20 protein-coding genes are annotated in these 22,259 nt (G+C 63.8%); 14 read left to right on the top strand and 6 right to left on the bottom strand.

Annotated elements, in window-relative coordinates; translation table 11 throughout:
- Positions 1–406: 406 nt before the first annotated feature.
- Positions 407–1,561, bottom strand: coding sequence for a tRNA 2-thiouridine(34) synthase MnmA (mnmA, locus tag AB6N07_RS11610; RefSeq protein WP_370677961.1), 1,155 nt, complete (start codon positions 1,559–1,561; stop codon positions 407–409).
- A 303-nt stretch (positions 1,562–1,864) separates the two neighbouring features.
- On the opposite strand from mnmA, the gene AB6N07_RS11605 reads away from it, so the two are divergent.
- The 9 genes from AB6N07_RS11605 to AB6N07_RS11565 all read left to right on the top strand — a co-directional run bounded on the left by AB6N07_RS11605 (position 1,865) and on the right by AB6N07_RS11565 (position 11,659).
- The gene (locus tag AB6N07_RS11605; protein ID WP_370677960.1) at positions 1,865–4,285 is read left to right on the top strand and encodes a flagellar hook-length control protein FliK; all 2,421 of its coding nucleotides are present in this window, start codon (positions 1,865–1,867) and stop codon (positions 4,283–4,285) included.
- Between the two features lie 21 nt (positions 4,286–4,306).
- Positions 4,307–4,987 carry a flagellar hook assembly protein FlgD gene (locus AB6N07_RS11600; protein ID WP_370677959.1) on the top strand — a complete coding sequence of 227 codons (681 nt, stop codon included), beginning with the start codon at positions 4,307–4,309 and terminating at the stop codon, positions 4,985–4,987.
- Between the two features lie 411 nt (positions 4,988–5,398).
- Positions 5,399–5,674, top strand: a complete 276-nt coding sequence (locus AB6N07_RS11595) for a DUF1153 domain-containing protein (protein ID WP_026784035.1) — start codon at positions 5,399–5,401, stop codon at positions 5,672–5,674.
- A gap of 270 nt (positions 5,675–5,944) precedes the next feature.
- The gene (gene fliF / locus AB6N07_RS11590; RefSeq protein WP_370677958.1) at positions 5,945–7,651 is read left to right on the top strand and encodes a flagellar basal-body MS-ring/collar protein FliF; all 1,707 of its coding nucleotides are present in this window, start codon (positions 5,945–5,947) and stop codon (positions 7,649–7,651) included.
- Positions 7,652–8,716 (top strand): flagellar motor switch protein FliG, encoded by a 1,065-nt coding sequence (gene fliG, locus AB6N07_RS11585; protein WP_370677957.1) that lies wholly within the window; start codon positions 7,652–7,654, stop codon positions 8,714–8,716. It begins immediately after the preceding gene.
- Positions 8,713–9,432, top strand: a complete 720-nt coding sequence (locus AB6N07_RS11580; protein ID WP_370677956.1) for a FliH/SctL family protein — start codon at positions 8,713–8,715, stop codon at positions 9,430–9,432. Before fliG ends, AB6N07_RS11580 begins: the two co-directional genes overlap by 4 nt.
- Positions 9,429–9,773, top strand: a complete 345-nt coding sequence (fliN, locus tag AB6N07_RS11575) for a flagellar motor switch protein FliN (protein ID WP_370677955.1) — start codon at positions 9,429–9,431, stop codon at positions 9,771–9,773. Before AB6N07_RS11580 ends, fliN begins: the two co-directional genes overlap by 4 nt.
- A 14-nt stretch (positions 9,774–9,787) precedes the next feature.
- Positions 9,788–11,161 carry a sigma-54 interaction domain-containing protein gene (locus AB6N07_RS11570; protein WP_370677954.1) on the top strand — a complete coding sequence of 458 codons (1,374 nt, stop codon included), beginning with the start codon at positions 9,788–9,790 and terminating at the stop codon, positions 11,159–11,161.
- 81 nt (positions 11,162–11,242) lie between these two features.
- On the top strand, positions 11,243–11,659 hold the full coding sequence (locus tag AB6N07_RS11565; RefSeq protein WP_370677953.1) for a hypothetical protein: 417 nt from the start codon (positions 11,243–11,245) through the stop codon (positions 11,657–11,659).
- Between the two features lie 72 nt (positions 11,660–11,731).
- Here the strand turns inward: AB6N07_RS11565 and AB6N07_RS11560 are convergent, their stop codons facing one another.
- The 3 genes from AB6N07_RS11560 to AB6N07_RS11550 form a co-directional block, all read right to left on the bottom strand.
- Complete coding sequence (locus tag AB6N07_RS11560) at positions 11,732–12,097, bottom strand: glutathione S-transferase N-terminal domain-containing protein (RefSeq protein WP_370677952.1); 366 nt, start codon at positions 12,095–12,097, stop codon at positions 11,732–11,734.
- Positions 12,098–12,172: 75 nt separating this feature from the next.
- Positions 12,173–12,553 (bottom strand): VOC family protein, encoded by a 381-nt coding sequence (locus AB6N07_RS11555; RefSeq protein WP_370677951.1) that lies wholly within the window; start codon positions 12,551–12,553, stop codon positions 12,173–12,175.
- Positions 12,550–14,193 (bottom strand): alpha/beta fold hydrolase, encoded by a 1,644-nt coding sequence (locus tag AB6N07_RS11550; protein ID WP_370677950.1) that lies wholly within the window; start codon positions 14,191–14,193, stop codon positions 12,550–12,552. The genes AB6N07_RS11555 and AB6N07_RS11550 overlap by 4 nt, the downstream gene beginning before the upstream one ends.
- Positions 14,194–14,472: 279 nt before the next feature.
- Between AB6N07_RS11550 and AB6N07_RS11545 the strand changes: the two genes are divergently transcribed.
- Entirely contained in the window at positions 14,473–15,216 is a 744-nt protein-coding gene (locus tag AB6N07_RS11545; RefSeq protein WP_370677949.1) for a hypothetical protein, read from the top strand.
- Between the two features lie 49 nt (positions 15,217–15,265).
- Here the strand turns inward: AB6N07_RS11545 and rsgA are convergent, their stop codons facing one another.
- On the bottom strand, positions 15,266–16,339 hold the full coding sequence (gene rsgA, locus AB6N07_RS11540) for a ribosome small subunit-dependent GTPase A (RefSeq protein WP_370677948.1): 1,074 nt from the start codon (positions 16,337–16,339) through the stop codon (positions 15,266–15,268).
- 453 nt (positions 16,340–16,792) lie between these two features.
- Between rsgA and flhA the strand changes: the two genes are divergently transcribed.
- The 4 genes from flhA (at position 16,793) to AB6N07_RS11520 (ending at position 21,284) form a co-directional block, all read left to right on the top strand.
- Positions 16,793–18,811: a flagellar biosynthesis protein FlhA gene (gene flhA, locus AB6N07_RS11535; protein ID WP_370678223.1), complete on the top strand. Its 2,019-nt coding sequence runs from the start codon at positions 16,793–16,795 to the stop codon at positions 18,809–18,811.
- Positions 18,812–19,118: 307 nt separating this feature from the next.
- Positions 19,119–20,009: a metal ABC transporter substrate-binding protein gene (locus AB6N07_RS11530; protein ID WP_370677947.1), complete on the top strand. Its 891-nt coding sequence runs from the start codon at positions 19,119–19,121 to the stop codon at positions 20,007–20,009.
- Between the two features lie 61 nt (positions 20,010–20,070).
- On the top strand, positions 20,071–20,529 hold the full coding sequence (locus AB6N07_RS11525) for a hypothetical protein (protein ID WP_370677946.1): 459 nt from the start codon (positions 20,071–20,073) through the stop codon (positions 20,527–20,529).
- Between the two features lie 38 nt (positions 20,530–20,567).
- Positions 20,568–21,284: a 3-keto-5-aminohexanoate cleavage protein gene (locus AB6N07_RS11520; protein WP_370677945.1), complete on the top strand. Its 717-nt coding sequence runs from the start codon at positions 20,568–20,570 to the stop codon at positions 21,282–21,284.
- A gap of 61 nt (positions 21,285–21,345) precedes the next feature.
- On the opposite strand, the gene AB6N07_RS11515 is transcribed toward AB6N07_RS11520, so the two are convergent.
- Positions 21,346–22,143 carry an SDR family NAD(P)-dependent oxidoreductase gene (locus AB6N07_RS11515; protein WP_370677944.1) on the bottom strand — a complete coding sequence of 266 codons (798 nt, stop codon included), beginning with the start codon at positions 22,141–22,143 and terminating at the stop codon, positions 21,346–21,348.
- Between the last annotated feature and the right edge of the window lie 116 nt (positions 22,144–22,259).

Genomic DNA, 22,259 nt, shown 5'->3' with positions numbered 1-22,259 from the left:
CGTACGCGACATGCGCGCGAGATTCGGCAATATAATGGAGATATACATAAAATAAGAAGACGAAATCGCGCCTATTTTGGCGGATTCAGCCAATTTCGTCGTGTATCTATTTTTATATATTCGGAAGACATAGATCCGTATCCAGAGATACGGACACCTAGGATGACAGAAAAATCTATGTATTATTCTGCCGGGAATCGCACGGATTCCCTGGTCGCGCGACGCTCAACGCGCAGGCACGGCGACAGCAATCACCTGCCGTCGGTATGCCCAACAGGACTACCGATGGCAGACCGATATGACAGCCGCGTAACAAGCCGGGAGGAAAATTCCGCTTTCAACGCTTAATGTTGGCAAAACAAGCCAAGCGCAGCGAACAGGAGACGAAGATCGAGGTTTTCGGGCCTCATTCCGCGGCGAGCGACGTCCGCATGGAGGCGGTAGCCTCGATGAACCCGCCACCTAAAACGCGCGCCTCGTCGCCGGGCGCGTCATAGAGCACACAGGCTTGACCAGGGGCGATTCCCTGCTCGCCGTCCAAGAGCTCAACGGCAACCCGCCCATCCTGGCGGACGATCATCGCCGCCTGCGGCGGTCGCGACGAGCGCACCTTGGCAAATACCGTACGGCCGCTGTCGATCTCGGCGTCCAGCGTGGTGCTGCCGATCCAGTTGAGATCGCGCAACCCTAGACGATGGGTGATCAGCGCCTCGCGCGGCCCCACCACCACTTGGCGGCTCGCCGCATCGAGCCTGATGACGAACAGCGGCTCGCCGGTGGCAACGCCAAGCCCCTTCCGCTGACCGACGGTGAAATGGATGATGCCGGTATGCCGACCGAGCACCCGGCCGTCGACGTGAACGATATCGCCGGCGGCCACCGCTTCCGGCTTCAGCTTTTCGATGACATCGGCATATTTGCCCTGCGGCACGAAGCAAATGTCCTGGCTGTCATGTTTTTCGGCGACTTCCAGACCAAGGTCGCGAGCGACCGCCCGCGTTTCCGGCTTGGTCAGACCGCCGAGCGGGAAACGCAGGAAATCGAGCTGTTCCTGCGTCGTGGCGAACAGGAAATAGCTCTGGTCGCGATCGAGATCGACCGGCCGATACATGGCGCGATGACCATCCACCAGTCGAGACCGCACATAGTGGCCAGTAGCCAATGCCTGAGCGCCGAGATGACGCGCCGTATCCAGGAGATCGGAGAACTTGACCGTCTGGTTGCAGGCGACACAGGGCACCGGAGTCTCGCCGGCGATGTAGCTCTCGGCAAAGCGATCGATCACCGCCTCGCGGAACCGGCTCTCATAGTCAAGAACGTAATGGGGAATGCCGAGTCTTGCGGCCACGTCACGGGCGTCGTGAATATCCTGGCCGGCGCAACAGGCACCCTTGCGATGAACGGCCTCGCCATGATCGTAGAGCTGCAGCGTCACGCCGACGACATCATAGCCCTCGCGTTTCAGAAGACCGGCGACGACTGAAGAATCGACGCCGCCGGACATGGCGACGACGATACGGGTGTCCTCTGGGCGGCCTTCGAGATCGAGCGAATTCAGCATGACGTCTTTCCCGCGGAGGATTAGCACCGGCACTGACGGCCCGCTCCGCTCACAACTCGTTCCTAATAGCTGCTTTAGCCACCAAGCTCCAGAGCCGCGCCGGCATGGCAGGGTCAATTCTGCCGGGTAGCGGCAAAGCTTGCCGACCGGCTAGGCCACGTCTGTAACACCCACCCAAGGAGGTCGCGGATAAAATTCTTTCTTATGAATGACTTGGCTAGCATGCACTTAGGCCAAATCGTTGGCCTCATCTTTGCACTTCAACGGGTAAATGAGTTTGTCTCGCGTGTAACGGATCCGTCCATGGCCATTGTCGCTCCCGTTCTGTCGCTTCCCCAGACCGCCGCCTCGTCACAGGCGGCGAGTTCCAGCGTCGCCGTCGTCAAGAACGTCGGCAACGATTTCCGCGACATGGTGGCCGACGCAACCGACAACGAGCCATCTACCCAGTCGACATCCCCCCGCGACACCACCACGTCCCAACGGACCAGCAACGCCGATAGCTCCTCCGGGCGTCGCACCAACCGCGCCGATAACGCCTCTGACCGCCGCGCCGACCGGGCCGACGACGACTCCGATCGCAGCGCCGACCGTGGCGACGCCACCTCGACGCGCCGTGGAGGCCGGCGTGACCAGACCGCCGCCGATGCCGCTGGGGATGCCAGCACCGATACGAGCGATGCCGACCTTCAAGACGCTGCCCCCGATGAGGCCACCAAGGCCGACCCGGCCGCCGACGCCGACCTCGCCGCCATACCTCTCGACCTCGCCAATTTCTGGTCCGCCTATACCGGGCTGCAATCGGATGGTGGCGGCGATGCTGTCGCCGCGCTCAATGCAGCCGCCGCCACACCAGCAGTGGCGACACCGGCGTCCCAGACGCCCGCATCCGCCGAAGGTTTCCAGCAAGCGCTTGCCGAAGCCACCGCTGGCGCCGCGACCCCGCCGCAGCCGCAACAGGTCGCCGGAAACACCGACGCGGCGGCTGCGACGTCGGCCGCTGCCTCGATCGCCAACGCCGCCGCGTCCTCATCAAGTGATGACGCAGCCCTCGCCGCGCTCAAAGCCGCCATGACAGCCGCCGCTCCCCAGCAGCCGGCCGAGACGGACGCCCCTGCGACCCAGGCCACCACGGCGCAAATCAGCGTGCCACAGCCCACCGCGCCGCGTACCGAGACGACGCCGGCCGTGGCGATCCCCGCTGCGACCACGACAAAAGCCACCGATACCACTGTGTCGGCTGCCGTCACACCGGCCGTAGCCATGCCGGCCTCGTCCCCCGTCGACGACACAACGATCGCACCCGTTGCCGCCCCCAATCTCGCCGCCACGTCGGACACCGTCGAGACGCCCGTGTCACCGGCCGTGCCGCAGAGCACGACTGCGGCCTCGCGGTCCGGCACCACGCCGACGACGCCGACAGTCGCCATGACCGCGACGCGCGCACCTTCCACTCAAGCAGCCGCCCCTGCCCTCACCAAGCCATCCGACGACACGCAGCCCAACGCCGCGACACAGACAGCCACGGCCGCATCGACCGACAAGCCGGTTACCGACGCACCAAAAGCGACCGTCGCGCCGTCGGTCACCGCTTCGACCACCAGCGGCGCCGCTACCACGGCTGCCACCGCCCTGCCGGTCGTCGACGCCAATGCCGCCGCCGCGCCACGGGCGAACGTCTCCGACGCCTCTGCCAGTGTCATGCCGAAGCCTGTGACCGACACCGATAAGCCGGTGGCGGCAACGACAACCGCCGCGTCCACCGATGACAGCACGGCACCAGCCGACGACGCCAATCAGGCGGCGACGACGGCGCGCGTCGCGTTGCCGCAACAGCCCGCCAATATCGCATCGTCGTCTTCGATCGGCGCGACCGCCGCCTCTACCGATGTTGCCGCTAGCGATGCAACCGCCGCCGCTGGCGCGGTGGCAGCGGCCGCCAGCATCAAGCCGGCGAGTACCAAGGCCACCACGACCGGCACCTCGGCCCGGGCCACCGATGCGACAAGTGAACGCACTTCGGCCAGCGAAAACGGCACCGCGCCCAACCAGGCCGCCGACAACGGCCTTTCCAAGGCCAAGACGGTGAGCGGCGTTTCGAGCGCCGCCCGCGCCTTTGCCGATCGCCTGCGTGACGTCAATGGCAGTGCGACGCAGACCGACACGACCACCGGCACCCAGACCGCCGCTTTGCCCGCCGGTCAGACCAGCGCCACCGCCGCCACGACACAAACCGTCACGGCACCGACGACCGGCACAGCCGTCAAGCTGGACGACGTGGGGGCGACGATCGCCCGTCACGTCAAAGCCGGCGATACCAGCTTCTCGGTGCGGCTCGACCCGGCCGAACTTGGCAAGGTCGACGTCAAGGTCGACTTCTCCGCCGATGGCAGCGCCAAGGCCCATCTTGTCGTCGAGCGTAGCGACACCTTCGATGCCTTGTCGCGTGACCAGCGCAACATCGAGCAGACGCTGCGCGATGCTGGCTTCCAGGTGAAGGAAGGCTCGGTGTCGATGTCCATGCGTCAGGATGGCGGTCAGCAGGATCGCTCGGCCTCCTTCACCCGTCAGGACCAGCAACAGCAACAACAGCAGCAGCACCAGTCCCGCCAGACACAGACGGACAGTACCGTCAAGGTCAAGACCGAGGATGATACCCAGACGAGCATTCGACCGAGAGTCTATCGCCCGCGTGGCAGTAGCCATATCGACATCAGCGTCTGACGAGAGTTTTGGGAGACCATCATGAGTGTGTCCGGCACCGCCGCCTCCTCAAATAGCTCGAGCAGCTCGAGCAGCACCAGCTCAGCCTCTTCGGCAACCAGTTCGCTGACGTCAAATTACTCGACGTTCCTGACGCTGCTCACCACCCAGCTCAAGACGCAGAGCCCTCTCTCGCCGATGGACGTCAACAGCTTCACCCAACAGCTCGTTCAATATTCGTCGGTCGAGCAACAGATCCAGACCAACTCCAACCTCAAGTCGATGATGGATACGCTGACCTCAAGCGCCGCGCTCCAGCTCGTCAACTACGTCGGCAAGTCGGTCACCGCCTATTCCGACACCACTAAAATGGAAAGTGGCAAGGCCAACTGGACGGTCAACTCGTCCTCCGCCGCGCCGGGCTCCAAGGTGACCATCACAGATGAGAACGGTGGCGTGGTCTACCAGGGCAGTACCGACCTAAACGCCGGCAACAACACCTTCACTTGGGATGGCAAGGGCACCAACGGCGCCGACTACAGCTCGTCCACCGGTGCCTTCACCATCGCGGTCAACGGCACTGATAGCACCGGCAAGGCCGTCACCATCACCACCGAGATCACCGGCAAGGTGCAGGCGGTCGATACCTCCTCCCAACAGCCCTATATCAAGGTGAACGGCCGCCTGTTGCCGCTGTCGGCGCTGACCGAGGTCTCCGTCTGACCGGACACCACCTTTTTCGTCTTTTGAAGCCACTGCCGGCCACTGGAGCCTTCCGATCGGGTTGAAGAGACTCATCGGAGAGCCCCCGGCTCGACGGTGGCTTTTCGCCGTCGCCACAGCCGCCCGGCGTGCATATACGTATTTCTCCTTATGATTCCGCATTGATCCGCAACGGACCAGCGTGCCGCCAACACGCCGCCGCGATAGCTCCTTTGAGCGCGCCCGTTAATCTTTCAGGGCGAAAAGCGCATCATTTCCGGGGCGCGAGGGTCCAATTCCTAAAGCGCAGTAAACGGCGCACTTTCGGCAAGTCGTTCAAAATCTTACTGAATTCTTGCGATGAAGTTAGGCGTTTTTTAAACGGCTTGATTTAGGATGCTCTCCTGAAGGTCAGATTTGTGTGAGAGTAGAATGACCGAACAGATGCGTCCGCGCGTAAAGTACGTCATCGGGCCCGATGGGAGCCCGCTGACGATTGCCGATTTACCTCCCGAGGGCACCCAGCGTTGGGTGATCCGCCGGAAGGCCGAGGTTGTCGCCGCTGTCCGCGGTGGCCTCCTGTCGCTGGAGGAGGCCTGTAAGCGCTACACCCTTACCGTCGAAGAATTTCTGTCCTGGCAGCAATCCATCGACAAGCATGGGCTAGCCGGCCTCCGGGCGACGCGCGTCCAGCAATATCGCCCCTGAACGGGTCATATCTGGTTGCTATTTGAAGGGCGGTCGGTCCGAATGGATCGGTCGCCCTTGCTTTTTGCGACACCTTTTGGCCACGCCCGGCAAAAAATGCCGTGAATAATGCAAATCTTCATAAACCGGTTTTGGCGGTTTTCCGCCAATCGCTCCGGATGGGCCGCCGGGCGTTAATAACTTGTTTACCATAAGCGTGTGGAAATAATTGCCGCGTTGGTCCGCGGCGGCGATGACGATTCCTGCCGCGTCGAACAATGGGGAATTGGCGTGGGTGGATTTGGAGAATTCTTCAAAACTTTGGGGCCAAGCCGGCTGGCGGCGATGGGCGCCGTCGCGCTTGGCCTCATCGGCTTCTTCGTCTTCATCGTACTCCGCTTCTCCGCCATCCAGCAGGTGCCGCTCTATACCGGCCTCAGCATGGACGACTCGGCATCCATCGTTCAGCAGCTCACCTCGGCCAACACCGCCTTCACCTTGAAGGACAATGGCACCACCATTCTGGTCGACGAGACCAAGCTCGACCAGACACGCATGAGCCTTGCCCAGCAAGGCCTGCCCGCCGGCGATAGCGTCGGCTACGAGATTTTCGACAAGACCGACGCCCTCGGCACCACCTCCTTCGTGCAGTCGGTCAACGCGCTGCGCGCCCTCGAAGGCGAGCTGTCGCGCACCATCCGCACCATCCGCCAGGTCGATCAGGCGCGCGTGCATCTGGTGCTGCCGGAGAAGCAGCTATTTCGCAAGGACGAGCAGAAGCCCACCGCCTCCATCGTTTTGAAGACGCGCGGCACGCTCGATCCCGGCCAGATTCGCGCCATCCAGCATCTCGTCGCCTCGGCCGTTTCCGGCCTCGACCCGTCGCGCATTTCGGTGATCGACGAGACCGGCCGGCTGCTCGCCCAAGGCAACGGCGATGAGACCAGCGCGTCATACCTCGCCAGCAACGCCGACGAGCGCACCAACGCCTACCAGAACCAGGTGGAAAGCCGCGTTCGCGACATCGTCGAGAGCATTGTCGGAGCCGGCCGCGCCCGCGTTCGTGTCTCCGCCGAGATGGACTTCAATCGCGTTCAGGAAACGCAGGACACCTTCGACCCCAATGGCCAGGTCGTCCGCTCCACCCAGACGCGCGAGGAAAAGTCGCTGAGCCAGGACAACCAGGGCAACCCGCCTGTCTCTGCCGGCAACCAGATCCCCAACGCCAATCAGCAGCAGAACCCGAACGCGGCCCAGACCTCCGACAACACCCAGACCACCGACGAAACGGTCAACTACGAGATCTCCAAGACCAGCCGCACCCAGGTGACCGAAGTCGGTGGCGTCAAGCGCCTGTCCGTCGCCGTGTTGGTGGATGGCCGCTACACGCCCGACGCCAAGGGCGTCATGGTCTACGCACCGCGGCCACAGGCCGAACTCGACCAGATCACCTCGCTGGTGCGGACCGCCATGGGCTTTGACGACAAGCGCGCCGATCAGCTGCAGGTGGTCAATCTCCAGTTCGCCGACAGCCCGCCCAACCCGACCGACCTCGCCACCACGCCGACCTCGATGTTCGACTTCTCGCGCGAAGACATCATGCGCTTCGCCGAGATGGGCGTGTTGATCCTGGTGACGCTCTTGGTGCTGCTGTTTGCCGTCCGTCCGCTGATCCGCCGCATCCTCGGCTCAGACATCGACGCCGAGACGCTGCCGGCCATTACCTCCGCCCTCAGCGAGGCCGCCGCCGCCGGCCGCAACGCGGTAACGGTAATGCTCGATTCCTCCGGCAGGCCGGTGGTGATGGGCCCCGACGGCCTCGAGGTTCCCATTGAGGAGCCGGAGACCGTCATCCCCCAGGATACCCGCATCGAAAGTGCCAAGGCGCTGGGCGCCCTGCAGGTCGACCAGGTGCGTAAGGTGGGCGACCTCGTCACCGGCAATCCCAACGAGGCAGCTCTCATCATCCGTAACTGGCTATCGGAGGCCGCAGCATAAATGGCCATGTCCCCGACCGCGCTGGTTGCCAAGGGCACCGCGCTTACCATCTCCACCGACGGCGAAAACCGGGCGCTGAACGGCCCCGAGAAGGCGGCTGTGATGATGCTGGCGCTCGGCGACCGCTTCGGCGGGCCGATCTGGAAGCTGCTCGACGAGATCGAGATCAAGCAGCTCTCCGTCGCCATGTCCAAGCTCGGGCCGATCACCCCCAGCATGCTCGACGACCTTCTGGTCGAATTCGTCACTCACGTCTCCTCCTCGGGGGCGCTGATGGGCAATTTCGACACCACCGAGCGCCTGCTTCTCTCCGTGCTGCCGCAGGACAAGGTCAACGCCATCATGGACGAGATCCGTGGTCCGGCCGGCCGTAACATGTGGGAGAAGCTCTCCAACGTGCAGGAGAACGTGCTCGCCAACTACCTCAAGAACGAATATCCTCAGACCGTCGCCGTCGTCCTCTCCAAGATCAACTCCGACCACGCGGCGCGCGTCCTGTCCAAGCTGCCCGACGAATTCGCCCTCGAAGTGGTCGACCGCATGCTAAAGATGGAGGCGGTGCAGAAGGACATCCTCGAAAAGGTCGAGCAGACGCTGCGCGTCGAGTTCATGTCCAACCTCACCAATACCCAGCGGCGCGACGCCCACGAGCTGATGGCCGAGATCTTCAACTCCTTCGATCGCAACACCGAGGCCAAGTTCATCGCCGCTCTCGAGGAGCACAATCGCGACGCCGCCGACCGCATCAAGGCCTTGATGTTCACCTTCGACGATCTGGGCAAGCTCGACGCCGGCGCCATCCAAACCGTGTTGCGGCAGGTCGAAAAGGACAAGCTGGCCCTGGCGCTGAAGGGTGCCAAGGAGGGGGTGCGCGACGTGTTCTTCGCCAACATGTCGGCCCGCGCCTCCGCGATGCTGAAGGAAGACATGGAAGCCATGGGCGCAGTACGCCTGCGCGATGTCGATGAAGCTCAGGCCGCCCTGATCAATCTCGCCAAGGATCTCGCCGCCAAGGGCGAGATCATGATTTCCAAGAATAAATCCGAAGATGAGCTCGTCATGTGACGAGCATCTTTGCGAAGGAGTATCCGCTGATGGCGGCACCGGCCCGCTTCCTGTTCGACAACGACTTCTCGGCCCCGGCCTCGCGCGCCGACGGCTCGCCGACGACCGTGATGATTCCCGAGCCGGAGCATCTGGCGCGTCTCACCGAAGCAGAGGACGCCGCCTATCAGCGGGGCCTTGCCGCCGGACGCGAGTCCGCCGAGGCCCAAGCCGCCGACAGAACCGCCCGCGAAGCGACGCGCCTTTCCGACGAGGCCCAGCGCCTCGCCAGCGCCGCCCAGTCCATCCTCGCCGTTCTCGACACCGAGCGCGCGCGCATCGAGGCCGACGCCGTGCGTCTGGCCGAGACGGTGGCCATCAAGATCGCCGGTTCACTGGTCGATCGACAGCCGCGCGAGCGCATCCTCGGCCTCTTGGAAGACTGTTTCTCACCATTGCGCGCCGCCCCTCACCTCGTCATCCGCCTGTCGGATACCGACGCCGAGCCGATCCAGAGCGAACTGAAGCGCCTCGTCGCTGAGCGCGGCTTTGAAGGCCGCCTCGTGGTGCTGGGCGAACCCGGCATGGCGCGCGGCGACTGCCGTATCGAATGGGCGGATGGCGGCATCGTGCTTGACCACGCCGCCATCATCGCCGGCATCGAGGCGGCGATCGCCCGTCACCTGCCGGTCACCGAACCGACCAACCTCACGTCCAAGAGCGGAGCCACCACATGACCCCCGCCGACGAGCCCTCGGGCATCGACCTCGAGTCCCATGCCGCCGAGCGCCGGCGCGGTGGCGACGACGGCGAGGATCAGGCCATCACCCGCTCGGCGGCCGAGCTTGAGGCGGTGTTCGACGTTCCCGTGCGCGTCTCGGCCATTCTCGGCCGCGCCCGCCTCGGCGTCAGCGACCTCCTTCAGCTCGCCCCCGGCTCCGTTCTGGAGCTCGACCGCAAGGTCGGCGAAGCCATCGACATCTACGTCAACGACCGCCTCGTCGCCCGTGGCGAAGTGGTGCTGGTCGAAGACAAGCTCGGCGTGACGATGACAGAAATCGTCAAAGCCGAGCGCTGACCGGAGATAGACCAATGCGCCTTCTAATTGTCGGCTCTCTCAACGGGCAGCTCACCGCCGCTACCCGCATCGCCATGGACAAGGGGGCGTCGGTATTGCAGGCCGACACCATAGACACCGCCCTCCGGACGCTGCGTTCGGGGCGCGGCGCCGATCTGGTCATGATCGACGTGTCACTGCCGATCCAGCGGCTGATTACCTCGCTGGAAGAGGAACGCATCCACGTTCCCGTCGTCGCCTGCGGCATCGCCACCGACGCCAAGGCGGCCGTCGCCGCCATCCGGGCCGGCGCCAAGGAATATATCCCGCTGCCACCCGACGCCGAGCTGATCGCCGCCGTGCTGGCCGCCGTCGCCGCCGACAGCCGCGACCTCGTGGTGCGAGACGAGGCAATGCTGGCGGTGCTGAAGCTCGCCGACCAGGTGGCGCCCAGCGAGGCGTCGATCCTGATCACCGGTGAGAGCGGCACCGGCAAGGAAGTGCTCGCCCGCTACGTCCACCGCAAGTCGGCGCGCGTCGACAAGCCCTTCGTCTCCGTCAATTGCGCCGCCATCCCGGAGAACCTGCTGGAATCGGAACTGTTCGGCCACGAGAAGGGCGCCTTTACCGGCGCCGTCGCCCGCCGGATCGGCAAGTTCGAGGAAGCCACCGGCGGCACGCTGCTGCTCGACGAAATTTCCGAGATGGATGTTCGCTTGCAGGCCAAATTGCTGCGCGCCATTCAGGAACGGGTGATCGACCGCGTCGGCGGCGGCAAACCGGTGCCGGTGGACATCCGCATCATCGCCACCAGCAACCGCAACCTCGCCGACGCCGTCAAGGAAGGCCGCTTCCGCGAGGACCTGCTCTACCGCCTCAACGTCGTCAACCTGAAGATCCCTTCGCTGCGCGACCGTCCCGCCGACATCCTGGCGCTGGCCGAGCATTTCACCCGCAAGTATGCCGAGATCAACGGCATGCCGGAACGGCCGCTCTCCGCCGACGCCAAACGCGAGCTGATCGCCGCCCGCTGGCCGGGCAACGTCCGCGAACTTGAGAACACCATCCACCGTGCCGTGCTGCTCGCCAGCGGCCCCGAGATTGGCGTCGAGGCCATTCGCTTGCCCGATGGAGGCCGCATGGAGGCCGCGGTGCCGCGCTCGGCCGACCCGGTCGCCCGTGCCGCCCAGACGGCGGAAGCGGTGACGCGTGCGCTGGTCGGCCGCACCGTCGCCGAGGTGGAGCGCGACCTCATCCTCGATACGCTCGACCACTGCCTCGGCAACCGCACCCACGCCGCCAAGATCCTCGGCATCTCCATCCGAACCCTTCGAAACAAGCTCAACGAGTACGAGGCCGACGGCATAGACGTGCCCGATCCCGGCACCAGCCGAATCGCGACGGCGTAACCAGAGTGGGCGGCTCAGCCGCCCGTGCCTTCTTGCGTATCAGTCCAACGGGCAGGATGAAAACCAGGAAGGCAAGGCCTTATGACGCTGGATGAGCTTTACGTCACACTACCAAACGGGTTTCACGACGCGGAGATCAAGAGAACAGTTCTTGATTATGAAAACGGAACGGCCAGCCTGACGCTCGACATGTTTGTCGGCGCGGTAGACGCGAAGCCAAGCGAACGCGAACTCTATCGGTTGGCCGAGCTGACTCTCGAAGGTTTGGCTTTCTGGATCATTGAACCGCCGAGCTCCAACTACCTGTCATGGTATCCTGGGCCGGTCAGGATCGACATTCATGGCGCTGAGCACATTCCCTTGGCGATCCGCGAGCTTCCTGTTCCTGCTGGTTCTTTTTTGAATACGATCTATGTCTTCTACTGGAACAGCTTCATCTATCTAGCCGCTCAGAACGCTCGCTTCACCTGGTTGGCCGATGCCTCCCTAAGAGACTAGGAAGGCCCTGGGCCTTGGAACAAGTATTAGCGGGCTGAAAGCAGTCGAAGACACACACCGCCGCGCCTTTCGTCAGGCCCCCCGCTTGAGCTCGGCATTTTCCCGGTAGAGCGCCATAAGCTGGCTGAACGGCCCATCGACGTAGGCCTGAAATGTCGGCAACTGCTCCGGCGCCGGCCCACCGTCCTTGACGAAGTGGGCGATGATGTCATCCGACTCCGTCATGTAGGTGTTGCCCAGGCGCAGCGTGGGATAGCTGACCTTGGCAAGGTGAGGCGACAGCTCCGCCTTCATGGCCTCCTCCTCCTCGGGCGAGCGGCTTTCCCGCAAGGTGACGGTATCGATGAGGCCGGCTTCCAGAAGATAAAGGCGGACCTTCAGGCAGAACGGGCAACCGTGCTTGACGAACAGGACGGGATTTTCTGAAATCAGTGACATGCGGACCTCCGATTGCGGTTTAGCTTGAGGGAACCGTCTTGCCCTGTGGATGTTCCCGATCTCGCCGCTCATCCTTCATCCACGAGCGGAATCGTGATCGACATATTCGACGACCGTCCCATCGGCATGCTGGAAGCGGGTCTTGCGCCCCACCGGCGTCTTCTGGATCGGCTCCAGCTGTCGGCCGCCGGCCTTGCCCATTATAGTGATATAGGGCTCCAGCCGATCGACCTGGATCGTCAGCCGCGCCGCTTCAAACGGGGCGCGGCGTTCGGGTGGGCCGGCAATGATCAGCACGGAAAGTTTGGCCGAAGAAACGGCGGCAAGCTCGAGACCAGCCTCGGGATAGGCAAACCGCAGCGTTTCCTTGCCGGAAAGCAGATCGACGTAGAAGGCGATGGTTCGATCGAACGCGTCGCCGTCGACGAAGACGCGCGTAAAGACCTCCAAGATCACTGGACCGTTCCCTGGGTAGAAAGCCCCACCGTTTGAGAGGTCGCGACTGAATGCGCCTGGGAGACGACTGCCGTGGGCGGCAGCAAAAGGACAGCGTGCGGCTTGGGCGTGGCTGTCACCTGCGACTGTGCAACGGCAGCGGCCGGCTGAGACGCCTTGGGAGCGACCGTCGTCTGGGACTGTGCAACAGCGGCGGCCGCCTGAGGCGTCTTGGGAGCTACCTTCATCTGCGACTGGGCAACGGCAGCAGGCGGCTGAGGCGCCTTGGGAGCGACCGTCGTCTGCGACTGGGCAACGGCAGCGGCCGGCTGTGATGCCTTGGGAGCTACCGTCATCTGCGGCTGGGCAAGGGCAGCGGCCGGCTGTGATGCCTTGGGAGCTACCTTCATCTGCGACTGCGCGACGGCGGCAGGCGGCTGAGGCGCCTTGGGAGCGATTGTCGTTTGCGATTGCGCTACGGCAGCGGCCGGTTGAGGCGCCTTGGGAGCGATCGTCGTTTGCGATTGCGCTACGGCGGCGGACGGCTGAGTAGCCTTAGGCGCGACCTTCGTTTGCGATTGCGCTACGGCAGCGGGCGGCTGAGACGCCTTGGGAGCGACCTTCGTTTGCGATTGCGCTACGGCAGCGGGCGGCTGAGACGCCTTGGGAGCGATCGTCGTTTGCGATTGCGCTACGGCGGCGGGCGGCTGAGACGCCTTGGGAGCGACCTTCATCTGCGACTGTGCAACGGCGGCGAGCGGCTGAGATGTCTTCGGGGCCGGCGCCCCCGTGACCGTAGCCGACGGCTCGCCCATGAAATCCAGAATCGCCTTGAGATATTGCTTGGGATCCTGCGAATGGGCGGGATGACCGACATCCTTCAGCACGACGAGTTTGGCGCCGGGAATGATATGGGCGATGTGGGCGATGTGGTCGGGGCGGATGACTGGATCGTGGTCGCCGATAACGATCGCCGTCGGCACATGGATCTTGGCGAGATCGTCATCCGAATAGTTCGGCTCGGTCGCCCATAGCCGCCGAAACACGCGCTCGCGCGCCACCTGCCGATTGCGCGCCTTTTCAATCTCGGGATCCGCCTCAAAGGCCCCGCTGAGCGACAGATTGTCGGAGAGCGGCGGTGGATCGATATCGGGGATTGACGTCAAACCGCCCGGCGTGACGTTGGGGGCCTGCGCAAACAGCCGATCGAGCAGTTTGGGATGATACATGGCGATGTCGATGCCGATGATGCCACCGTCGCTCCAGCCGACCAACGTTACCCTGTCGATCTTCAGCTGGGCGAGCAGTGCCACATAGTCCTCTGCCATCCGGTGGTAGGTCAGCCAGGCAAGGCCACGCGTCGACCGTCCCTGACCACGGCTATCGGCAACGATCACCTCGTGGCTCTGGGCCAATGTCGGCACCTCGAAGCTCCAGACATCGCTGCTCGACATGCCGCCGTGGATCAACAGGATGGGCGATCCCTTGCCCTTGCCATAGACCGAATAGAACATGCTGATGCCGCGAACATCGGCAAAGCCAGTTTGGTCGGCCCGCGGCATGGGCGGCGGAGCCGGAAACTGCTGCCACTTCGGCAGCGCCTGCGCCGGCATGGCGACCACGAGCAGCAGGCAGATGGCTCCCAGGAAACGTCGCAACATCGACAAGGCTCCGTCTCGTTGAATGCCCTATTGAATGCCCAAAAGGCCGGCCTTGCAAATCTAGCTGCGACACGCTCGCAATGCTGATCAAACAATTGTCATCGACCACAGGAAGCGAGATCGCCGACGCGATGACTTCTCACCGCTGTTCGAAACCGGACATGAGCACACCCAGTGCAATAATAAATTCGAATGTTTACAACTTCGGCAAGTACTGGTCCGAATGAAAAGATCGTGCTAATTTTTCAATGATAACGCATGGTTGTGGGGGCAGCCTGCATGAGAACGTCTGCTCTGATGTTCCTGTTGGGCGTCCTGGCCGGGTTTTGTTGCGATCCCGCGCTAGCACACATGCCCTATTTTTCTCAGGCGGAATCCATCCCCACCACGGGATATGAAGCCGTCACACTCAGGCTTTTGCATGGCGACGGCATTTTCCTTTCCGATCCGGCAAGGGCGGTGGTCATCAGCGGGGACGGAAGACTGCTCGCCACGTCTCCCGTTTCGATGTCCCTGCGGATCATCTGCGAAGGGACCGATCTCCTTCGCAAATGCCAGGCTTATGACGATCTCACCCGCACGGTTTACCAGCCGGATGAGCGGCAATGGAGAGATAGCGGGCTCATCGAAAGAGACGGGCAGCTCCAGAACTTCCCTGCGGAATCGCCATCGGACTTCGGCTTTGTCGCGCGCCCGGCGACCCTCGGTGAAATCGTCCGGTTCGAAGTCACCGGCCTCATGACGTCATGGACAACGACCGGCGCCGCGCTGGCATGGTGGACCGCGTTCTGGCTGCTTCTTCTGCCAGTCGCTCGCTTTCTCGCTGGGCGCGGTAAACCCTCGACCATAACGACGCTGGTGGTGATGCTGCTCAGAACGGCCGGGGCGCTGTTGATGATCCCCATGACCGCCTATGCTTGGCTGATGGCGCCCTACTCCGCCCTCTATCTCGCCTTCGTCGTCGCGTTCGGCGCCATGGCCGCCCATCTGATGATGGGACGACGCCGGCAAACCACCGCGTAAGTCCCTTGAGGTTTCCGCCCCGGCCTCGCAGCCGGAGCGGATAGGTTCCTCACCGTTTCCCGGGCTTGTCTTTGAGGACCGAGCGCACCATCCGGCCGAAGGTCCGGTCGCGTCTGCGCCGATTGACGAGGCTCTCGGAGTTGAAGGCTTCCTCGCGCAACAGCTTCTGCCAGCGAAGCAGCCTTGGCTCGTCAACCTCGCCGGTGGCAATCGCCGCTCGCACCGCGCAGCCCGGTTCATTCTCGTGGCGGCAATCGCTGAAACGGCAGCCCGCCGCGAGATCGGCGAGATCGGAAAACACCTCGGCGATGCCTTCCGCCGCGTCCGCCAGCTGCAGCTCGCGCATGCCCGGCGTGTCGAGCACGGCATAGCCTTCCGGCAGGATATGCAGGTGCCGGCTGGTCGTCGTGTGCCGCCCTCGGGCGTCGTCCTCGCGGACAGCGCCGGTCGCCGCCGTCATCTGTCCGGACAGCGCGTTGACCAGCGTCGACTTGCCGACGCCCGACGAGCCGAGGAAGGCGACGGTGCGGCCCGCCTTGCACCATTGCGCCAGCTTTTCCCTCGGCTCGGACCCGAGCGCATCGAGAATGACGGTCGGCACCGCCACCGCCGCCGCCGCGACGGCGAAGGCATCGGGATCGTCAGCCAGGTCGGCCTTGGTCACCACGATCACCGGCTCGGCGCCGGCCTCGAAGGTCTCCGACACATATCGCTCAAGCCGCGCCACATTGAAATCGCGGTTGCAGGACGTGACGACGAAGACGGTATCGACGTTGGCGGCAATCAGTTGCACGCCGCGACTGGTGCCAGCGATCCGCCGGCGGAACAGGCTCTTGCGCTCAAGCAACCGGCTGGCGCCGGGGCTGACCGCGTCATAGAGCAGCCAGTCGCCGACCGCCACGTCGGCGCGTGGTGGCAGCGCCGCGACAACGCCGTCGCCCTCGGCGCGGAGACCGCTGCGCTCGATGCCGGTGACCCGGACAGGTGGCGTCCGAGCAAGATCGTCGACGCTCACCTGCTGGGCAAAGAAGGCTTGCCAGCCGAGCCGTTCAAGGCCGGAGGGCGTGGGGGTATTGAGATCGTCCGTAAGGGACGGCAGAAAGCGGGAATAGTCCCGTGCCATTGCAGTAGGCTTTCCAATTCGGCCGCGAGCGCATGACGCCCCGGCGGGGAAAAATTCGAAATTGAGGAAAACGCAAGCCACCAAGCACCCGCGATCAACGCCGGGCGGCGATTATGGACAGACTTGCGAGGGGAGGATCTCCGTCCTCCCCGCCTTACCGGGGCATACAGCCTCCTGAAGTGACAATTACAAAATACGCCTGGGGACGGCCGCTGTCAAAGCGCGCCCGTCGGCGCCTCGTTAACCATCCATTAACCATGCACCCGGCAAATTCTGCCGGGTGGCGCAGTGTGCGTCGCGCGACCGGCAACCCTGGAAACGATCGACTTGAGCGACCTCACCTCAGCCCCCGTGACCACGCCGTCCAGGATTCCCTTCGGCCTCAGCGTGCCGACCGGCGCCGACCTGCGTACCAACCTGCTGCGCGGCGACATCGGTTTGGCCGTCGGCATCATGGCCATCATGGTCATCCTGATTCTGCCGATGCCGGCCATGCTGCTCGACTTCATGCTGGCGGTGTCGATCATCTTTTCGGTGCTGATCATGATGACGGCGCTGTTCATCCAGACGCCGCTGGAATTTACCGCCTTCCCAACCATCCTGCTGATTTCGACGATGTTGCGTCTGTCGCTCAACCTCGCGTCGACGCGCCTCATCCTCAGCCATGGTCACGAGGGAACCGACGCGGCCGGCCACGTCATCGAGGCCTTCGGCGGCTTCGTGATGGGCGGCAACTTCGTCATCGGCATCATCGTTTTCGGCATCCTGGTCATCGTCAACTTCGTGGTCATCACCAAGGGTTCAGGCCGCATCGCCGAGGTGGCCGCCCGTTTCAACCTCGACGCCATGCCCGGCAAGCAGATGGCCATCGACGCCGACCTGTCGTCGGGCCTGATCAAGGAAGACGAAGCGCGGAAGCGGCGCAAAGACCTGGAATCGGAAAGCGCCTTCTTCGGCGCCATGGACGGTGCCTCGAAATTCGTGCGCGGCGATGCCATTGCCGGCCTGCTGATCACCTTCATCAATGTCGTCGGCGGCATCATCATCGGCACGATGCAGATGGGCATCACGCTGTCGGAAGCCGGCCACTCCTACACCATCCTGTCGGTCGGTGATGGCCTCGTCAGCCAGATCCCGGCGCTGATCGTCTCCACCGCCGCCGGCCTCTTGGTGTCCAAGGCGGGCGTCTCCGGCGCGGCCGACAAGGCGCTGTCCGGCCAGCTCACCGGCTACCCCGCCGCGCTCGGCCTGTCGGGCACGGTCATGGTCCTCCTGTCGCTTCTGCCGGGTCTGCCCTTCCTGCCGTTCGCCGCTCTCGGTGCCGGCGCCGGCGGCCTCGCCCTTTGGGCCAAGCGGGAAAATCTCAAGCGCCGGGTCGCCGTTGTCACGGCCAAGGCGGAAGCCGACGCGCCGCCGCCGCCGCCGGCCGAGGAGCCGATCGCCACTGCCCTCAAGATGGACGACCTGCGCGTCGAGCTCGGCTACGGCTTGCTGCCGCTGATCAACGACAACGGCAAGGGCGGCGGTGAGAAACTGTCCGATCAGATCAAAGCCCTGCGCCGGCAGATCGCCGCCGACCTCGGCTACATCATGCCGCCGGTCAGACTGCTGGATAATGTGCAGCTCGCCGCCAACGAGTATGTCATCAAGATCAAGGAAGTGGACGCCGGCAAGGGCACGCTGTACCCCGGCCAGTTCATGGTCATGGACCCGATGGGCGGCAAGGTCGCCATCCCCGGCACCCAGACCACCGAACCCACCTTCGGACTGCCCGCCACCTGGGTGGACGGGCGCCTGCGCGAGGAAGCCGCGATCCGCGGTTATACCGTGGTCGATCCGGCCACCGTTCTGTCCACGCATCTTTCGGAAACGCTGAAGACCAACGTCTCCGAGCTCTTGTCCTATGCCGACGTCAAGAAGCTGCTGTCCGAGGTGCCGTCCGACCAGGCCAAGCTGATCGACGAAATCGTACCGAGCCAGATCACCGTCTCCGGCATCCAGCGCATCCTGCAACTGCTGCTCGCCGAGCGCGTGTCGGTCCGCGACCTCGGCACCATCCTGGAAGGCATCGCCGAGGGCATCTCCATCTCGCACGCGACGCAGACCATCGCCGAGCACGTCCGCGCCCGCCTGGCTCGCCAGATCTGCGCCGCCAACCAGGCGCCCGGCGGCTACCTGCCGCTGATCAGCCTGTCGCCGGCCTGGGAGCAAGCCTTCATCGAGAGTATCGTCGGCGAGGGCGATGACCGCCGCCTGGCCATGGCGCCCAGCAAGTTGCAGGAATTCGTCGCCGCCGTCCGCGACCAGTTCGAGGAAGCGGCCAAGAAGGGCGAACTCCCCGTGCTGATGACCAGCCCGATGAACAGGCCCTTCGTCCGCTCCATCGTCGAGCGCTTCCGCGCCCACACCACGGTGATGAGCCAGGCCGAGGTGCACCCCAAGGTCCGCCTCAAGACGATCAGCTCGATCTAGGCATCCGCCCGGAAAGTTGTGCGACTTTTCGGATAAGCGGATGCGTGTGGCAAATATCCGCCCGAAAAGTCGTCGGCTTCTTGCCAAGAGCAGAAGCGTGAAATGGTTACCCCGCTCCTTGCTCGGACATGTTCTCTCCTGAACATCGCTCCACGTCGCGCCACCCTCCAGTCATGAAACTGTTTGAGCCCCCACCGGCAAGCTTTGGGGTTGACGGGCAAAGCCTGTCAAAGCCTACTTGTCATATGTTACGTTATAACATAACTTTTTCGGCGGGGCACGGGTTGAACCCAGAAGGACTCTCCGCATGATCAAACAGCTTTTCGGCGGTCTGCTTGCCGCGTCGGCCCTCCTCGGCGCGGCGAATCTCGCCGAAGCCAAGACGCTGAACGTCGTGGCAAGCTTCGGTGTGCTCGCCGACGTAGTGAAGAATGTCGGCGGCGACAGCGTCAATGTCGTCAGCCTGGTTCCGACCGGCGGTGATCCGCACGTGTTCGAACCGACGCCAACGGACGCCAGGAACATTTCCGGCGCCGACCTCGTCTTCATCAGCGGCTTCGGTTTCGAGGGCTGGATCGAGCGCCTTGTCGAGGCCTCCGGCTATAAGGGCAAGCCAATCGTCGTCTCCGAAGGCATATCGACGCACAAGATGGAGGACGACGGCAAGACCATCACTGACCCGCACGTCTGGAACTCGGCCGCCAACGTCGGCATCTGGATCGGCAATATCGAAAAGGCCCTGGCCAAGGCCGATCCTGAGGACAGCGCCGTCTTCCGCGCCAACGCCGAGCATTACGCCAAGGAGGTCGCCGACCTCGACGCCTATGCCAAGAAGGCCATTTCCGCCGTTCCCAAGGACCGTCGCAAGGTGCTGACTAGCCATGACGCCCTGGGCTATTTCGGCCGCGAATACGGCGTCAAGTTCCTGTCGCCGGTCGGCATTTCGACCGAGGCCGAGGCCTCGGCCGGCGATGTCGCCAGGCTGATCGACCAGATCAAGAAGGAGCACGTGAAGGTCTACTTCTTCGAAAACTCCAACGATCCGCGTCTCGTCCGCCAGATCGCCGACGCCACCGGCGCCCAGCAGGGTGGCGAACTCTTCGTCGAGGCCCTATCGCCGAAAGACGGTCCAGCGCCGGACTACCTCACCATGTTCAAGCACAACGTCGACCTGCTGGTCGCCGGCATGAACCTGTAGCATAGTGAGGGCGGCGGGGTTCTCCGTCGCCCTTCCAACTCATGGGCCCATCTGATCGCGAATGACATTGCCAAACGCCAGGACCCGCCGAATTCGTCGATCCTGGTTCGCCGGTTGTTTTCTGGCGATACCCCTCATCGGAGTCCTATGGACGCCTTCGCTCGGCCACGCCGCCGACGCCACCGGCGCGCAGAAGATCGCCGCCCAGCTGAACATTCCCCGGCGGGCCTGGACGATCTGCACCGTCAATGAGATCGGCCATGCCATTCAGGCTGAGCAAGCCACCGATGTCATGGCGATTGCCGACGGGGCGCTCGTCCACTGCGCCGGCGACGAGCAAGCCCTGCGGACGAAGGCAGTCGAATTGCTGGGCGCCAACGCGGCCGGACGCCTGATGGAAAGGCTTGTGGCCGAAGCGCGCGACGCACTGGTCGGCTCGGCCCGTACGCTCCAGGCCGCCAAAGCCAGCGGAAGCAGCGTCGATCCGGCATGGCCACGCGTTCTCGCCCCCACCCGCTGATCGGCGGGAAACAAGGCCGATGCTCGACAGGAGATGACATGATCATTCAGGCCTGCATCAATGGAAGCAGACACCCGGACTTCCACCCGCGCCTTCCGACTACCAGCGAGGCGATGGTGCGCGACGCCGTGGAGGTGGTGGAAGCCGGCGCGGCCGAACTGCACGTTCACCCTCGCGGCAGCGATGGCCGAGAGAGCCTCGCCGCCGTCGACGAAACGATCATCGCAATCCGCAAGGCCTGCCCCGGCACCCTGATCGGCGTATCGACCGGCGCCTGGATCGAAGGCGACGAACAGCGGACGCGCCAGACAATTTCCCAATGGAACGTCCGGCCGGACTATGCGTCGGTCAACCTCTCGGAAAACGACGCACCGGCCATCATGGATCTCTTGACGAGCAAGAGCATCGGCGTCGAAGCCGGCCTAGCAACGGCGGATGACGCCAGACGCTTCGTTGGCCTTCCCATTTGCGATCGCGCCTTTCGCGTGCTGATCGAACTCGACCACGAAAGAGGGTTGGGTTCAGCGCTCGACACCTATGATGAAATCATCGACGTGCTCCAGCAGGCGTCGGTCGCCCGGCCTATACTGCTGCACGGTTTCAACGACACGGTCTGGCCCTTCGTTGAACGGGCGCGCCAGCAACGCTTTTCGACGCGCGTCGGCCTTGAGGACGGCAAGCACCTGCCCGATGGCTCGGTAGCCCGCGACAATGCCGAGATCGTCGCGGCGGCGGTGGCGATATTCGGGCCTTAACGCAGTTACTCCTGTTCCGGCACCAAGTCCCAGCGACACCGCTTCCGCGGGGTTTAGGGTCCTAATCCGGGATCATGCCCGCCGTCAGGTTCACGTAGGCGGCCGTCATCGAGCGCGCCTTGTCGGACACGAGGAACGCCGCCGTCTGGGCGACATCGTCGAGCGTCGGCAGCCGTCCCAACAGGGTGCTCTGCGCGCCACCGCCGAGCCATTGCTCGACCGACAGGCCCATGGCCTCCGCCTTCGGCGCAAACAGTTCCGCCGTGTAGGAACCGGCCTGCGGCGCATCGGAAATGGCGTGCGGACCGAGGCAGACGACGCGGATGTTGCGCATGCCGAGTTCGGCCGCCAGCACGCGTGAGAAAGCCTCGACACCGGCGCAGGTCACGCTGTAGCCGAGATGCCCCGGCGTGGCCGCCCGGCCCGCCGGTGTGGATAGAGTCAGGATCACGCCCTGCCGCGACTTGCCCATATAGGGCACGACGGCCTTGGTACTGTTAAAAAGTGACCGCAGGAAATTGTCGATCGGGCTCATGAAGGTATCGAGATCGAGACCATCGATGAAAGTACCTTGGTCGTGCATGAAGCTCGTCGCATTGATCGCGACGTCGATTTCGTCGAGGCGCTCGGCAAGAGCCTCCACGGCCCGCCGGGTCGCGTCCTCATCAAGGCAATCGACGGAAAAGGCCTCGGCGATGCCTCCGGTTGACCTGACGGCCTCGGCGGCGGCCGCCAGTCCGTGACTACCGCGCGCGCCCAGATAAACCTTGGCGCCTTCCACCGCGAAGGCTTTCGCCATCGCCGTGCCGATGGCGCCGCTTCCACCCATGATCACGATGCGTTTGCCGCTCAGGAGCATGTCGGGTCCCTCCTTGAAGAATGACGGGGCGTGGCCTGCCGAGGCCGCCTTTATTGATCGCGAAGCCGATCGGTGCTATCCATCAACCAATCGGTTGACGACATAGTCTGTAACTC

The organism is Pleomorphomonas sp. PLEO (genome assembly GCF_041320595.1).
Classification (GTDB): domain Bacteria; phylum Pseudomonadota; class Alphaproteobacteria; order Rhizobiales; family Pleomorphomonadaceae; genus Pleomorphomonas.
Note: the sequence above shows the minus strand (reverse complement) of the source record. Positions and strands in the feature narration are given on the sequence as shown.

Bases quoted from the DNA above. Each gene is read 5' to 3' on its own strand.
- mnmA (WP_370677961.1), bottom strand. From the start codon at position 1,561: ATGCTGAATTCGCTCGATCTCGAAGGCCGCCCAGAGGACACCCGTATC.
- AB6N07_RS11605 (WP_370677960.1), top strand. From the start codon at position 1,865: ATGGCCATTGTCGCTCCCGTTCTGTCGCTTCCCCAGACCGCCGCCTCG.
- AB6N07_RS11600 (WP_370677959.1), top strand. From the start codon at position 4,307: ATGAGTGTGTCCGGCACCGCCGCCTCCTCAAATAGCTCGAGCAGCTCG.
- AB6N07_RS11595 (WP_026784035.1), top strand. From the start codon at position 5,399: ATGACCGAACAGATGCGTCCGCGCGTAAAGTACGTCATCGGGCCCGAT.
- fliG (WP_370677957.1), top strand. From the start codon at position 7,652: ATGGCCATGTCCCCGACCGCGCTGGTTGCCAAGGGCACCGCGCTTACC.
- fliN (WP_370677955.1), top strand. From the start codon at position 9,429: ATGACCCCCGCCGACGAGCCCTCGGGCATCGACCTCGAGTCCCATGCC.
- AB6N07_RS11570 (WP_370677954.1), top strand. From the start codon at position 9,788: ATGCGCCTTCTAATTGTCGGCTCTCTCAACGGGCAGCTCACCGCCGCT.
- AB6N07_RS11565 (WP_370677953.1), top strand. From the start codon at position 11,243: ATGACGCTGGATGAGCTTTACGTCACACTACCAAACGGGTTTCACGAC.
- AB6N07_RS11560 (WP_370677952.1), bottom strand. From the start codon at position 12,097: ATGTCACTGATTTCAGAAAATCCCGTCCTGTTCGTCAAGCACGGTTGC.
- AB6N07_RS11550 (WP_370677950.1), bottom strand. From the start codon at position 14,193: ATGTTGCGACGTTTCCTGGGAGCCATCTGCCTGCTGCTCGTGGTCGCC.
- AB6N07_RS11545 (WP_370677949.1), top strand. From the start codon at position 14,473: ATGAGAACGTCTGCTCTGATGTTCCTGTTGGGCGTCCTGGCCGGGTTT.
- rsgA (WP_370677948.1), bottom strand. From the start codon at position 16,339: ATGGCACGGGACTATTCCCGCTTTCTGCCGTCCCTTACGGACGATCTC.
- flhA (WP_370678223.1), top strand. From the start codon at position 16,793: ATGGCCATCATGGTCATCCTGATTCTGCCGATGCCGGCCATGCTGCTC.
- AB6N07_RS11530 (WP_370677947.1), top strand. From the start codon at position 19,119: ATGATCAAACAGCTTTTCGGCGGTCTGCTTGCCGCGTCGGCCCTCCTC.
- AB6N07_RS11525 (WP_370677946.1), top strand. From the start codon at position 20,071: ATGACATTGCCAAACGCCAGGACCCGCCGAATTCGTCGATCCTGGTTC.
- AB6N07_RS11520 (WP_370677945.1), top strand. From the start codon at position 20,568: ATGATCATTCAGGCCTGCATCAATGGAAGCAGACACCCGGACTTCCAC.
- AB6N07_RS11515 (WP_370677944.1), bottom strand. From the start codon at position 22,143: ATGCTCCTGAGCGGCAAACGCATCGTGATCATGGGTGGAAGCGGCGCC.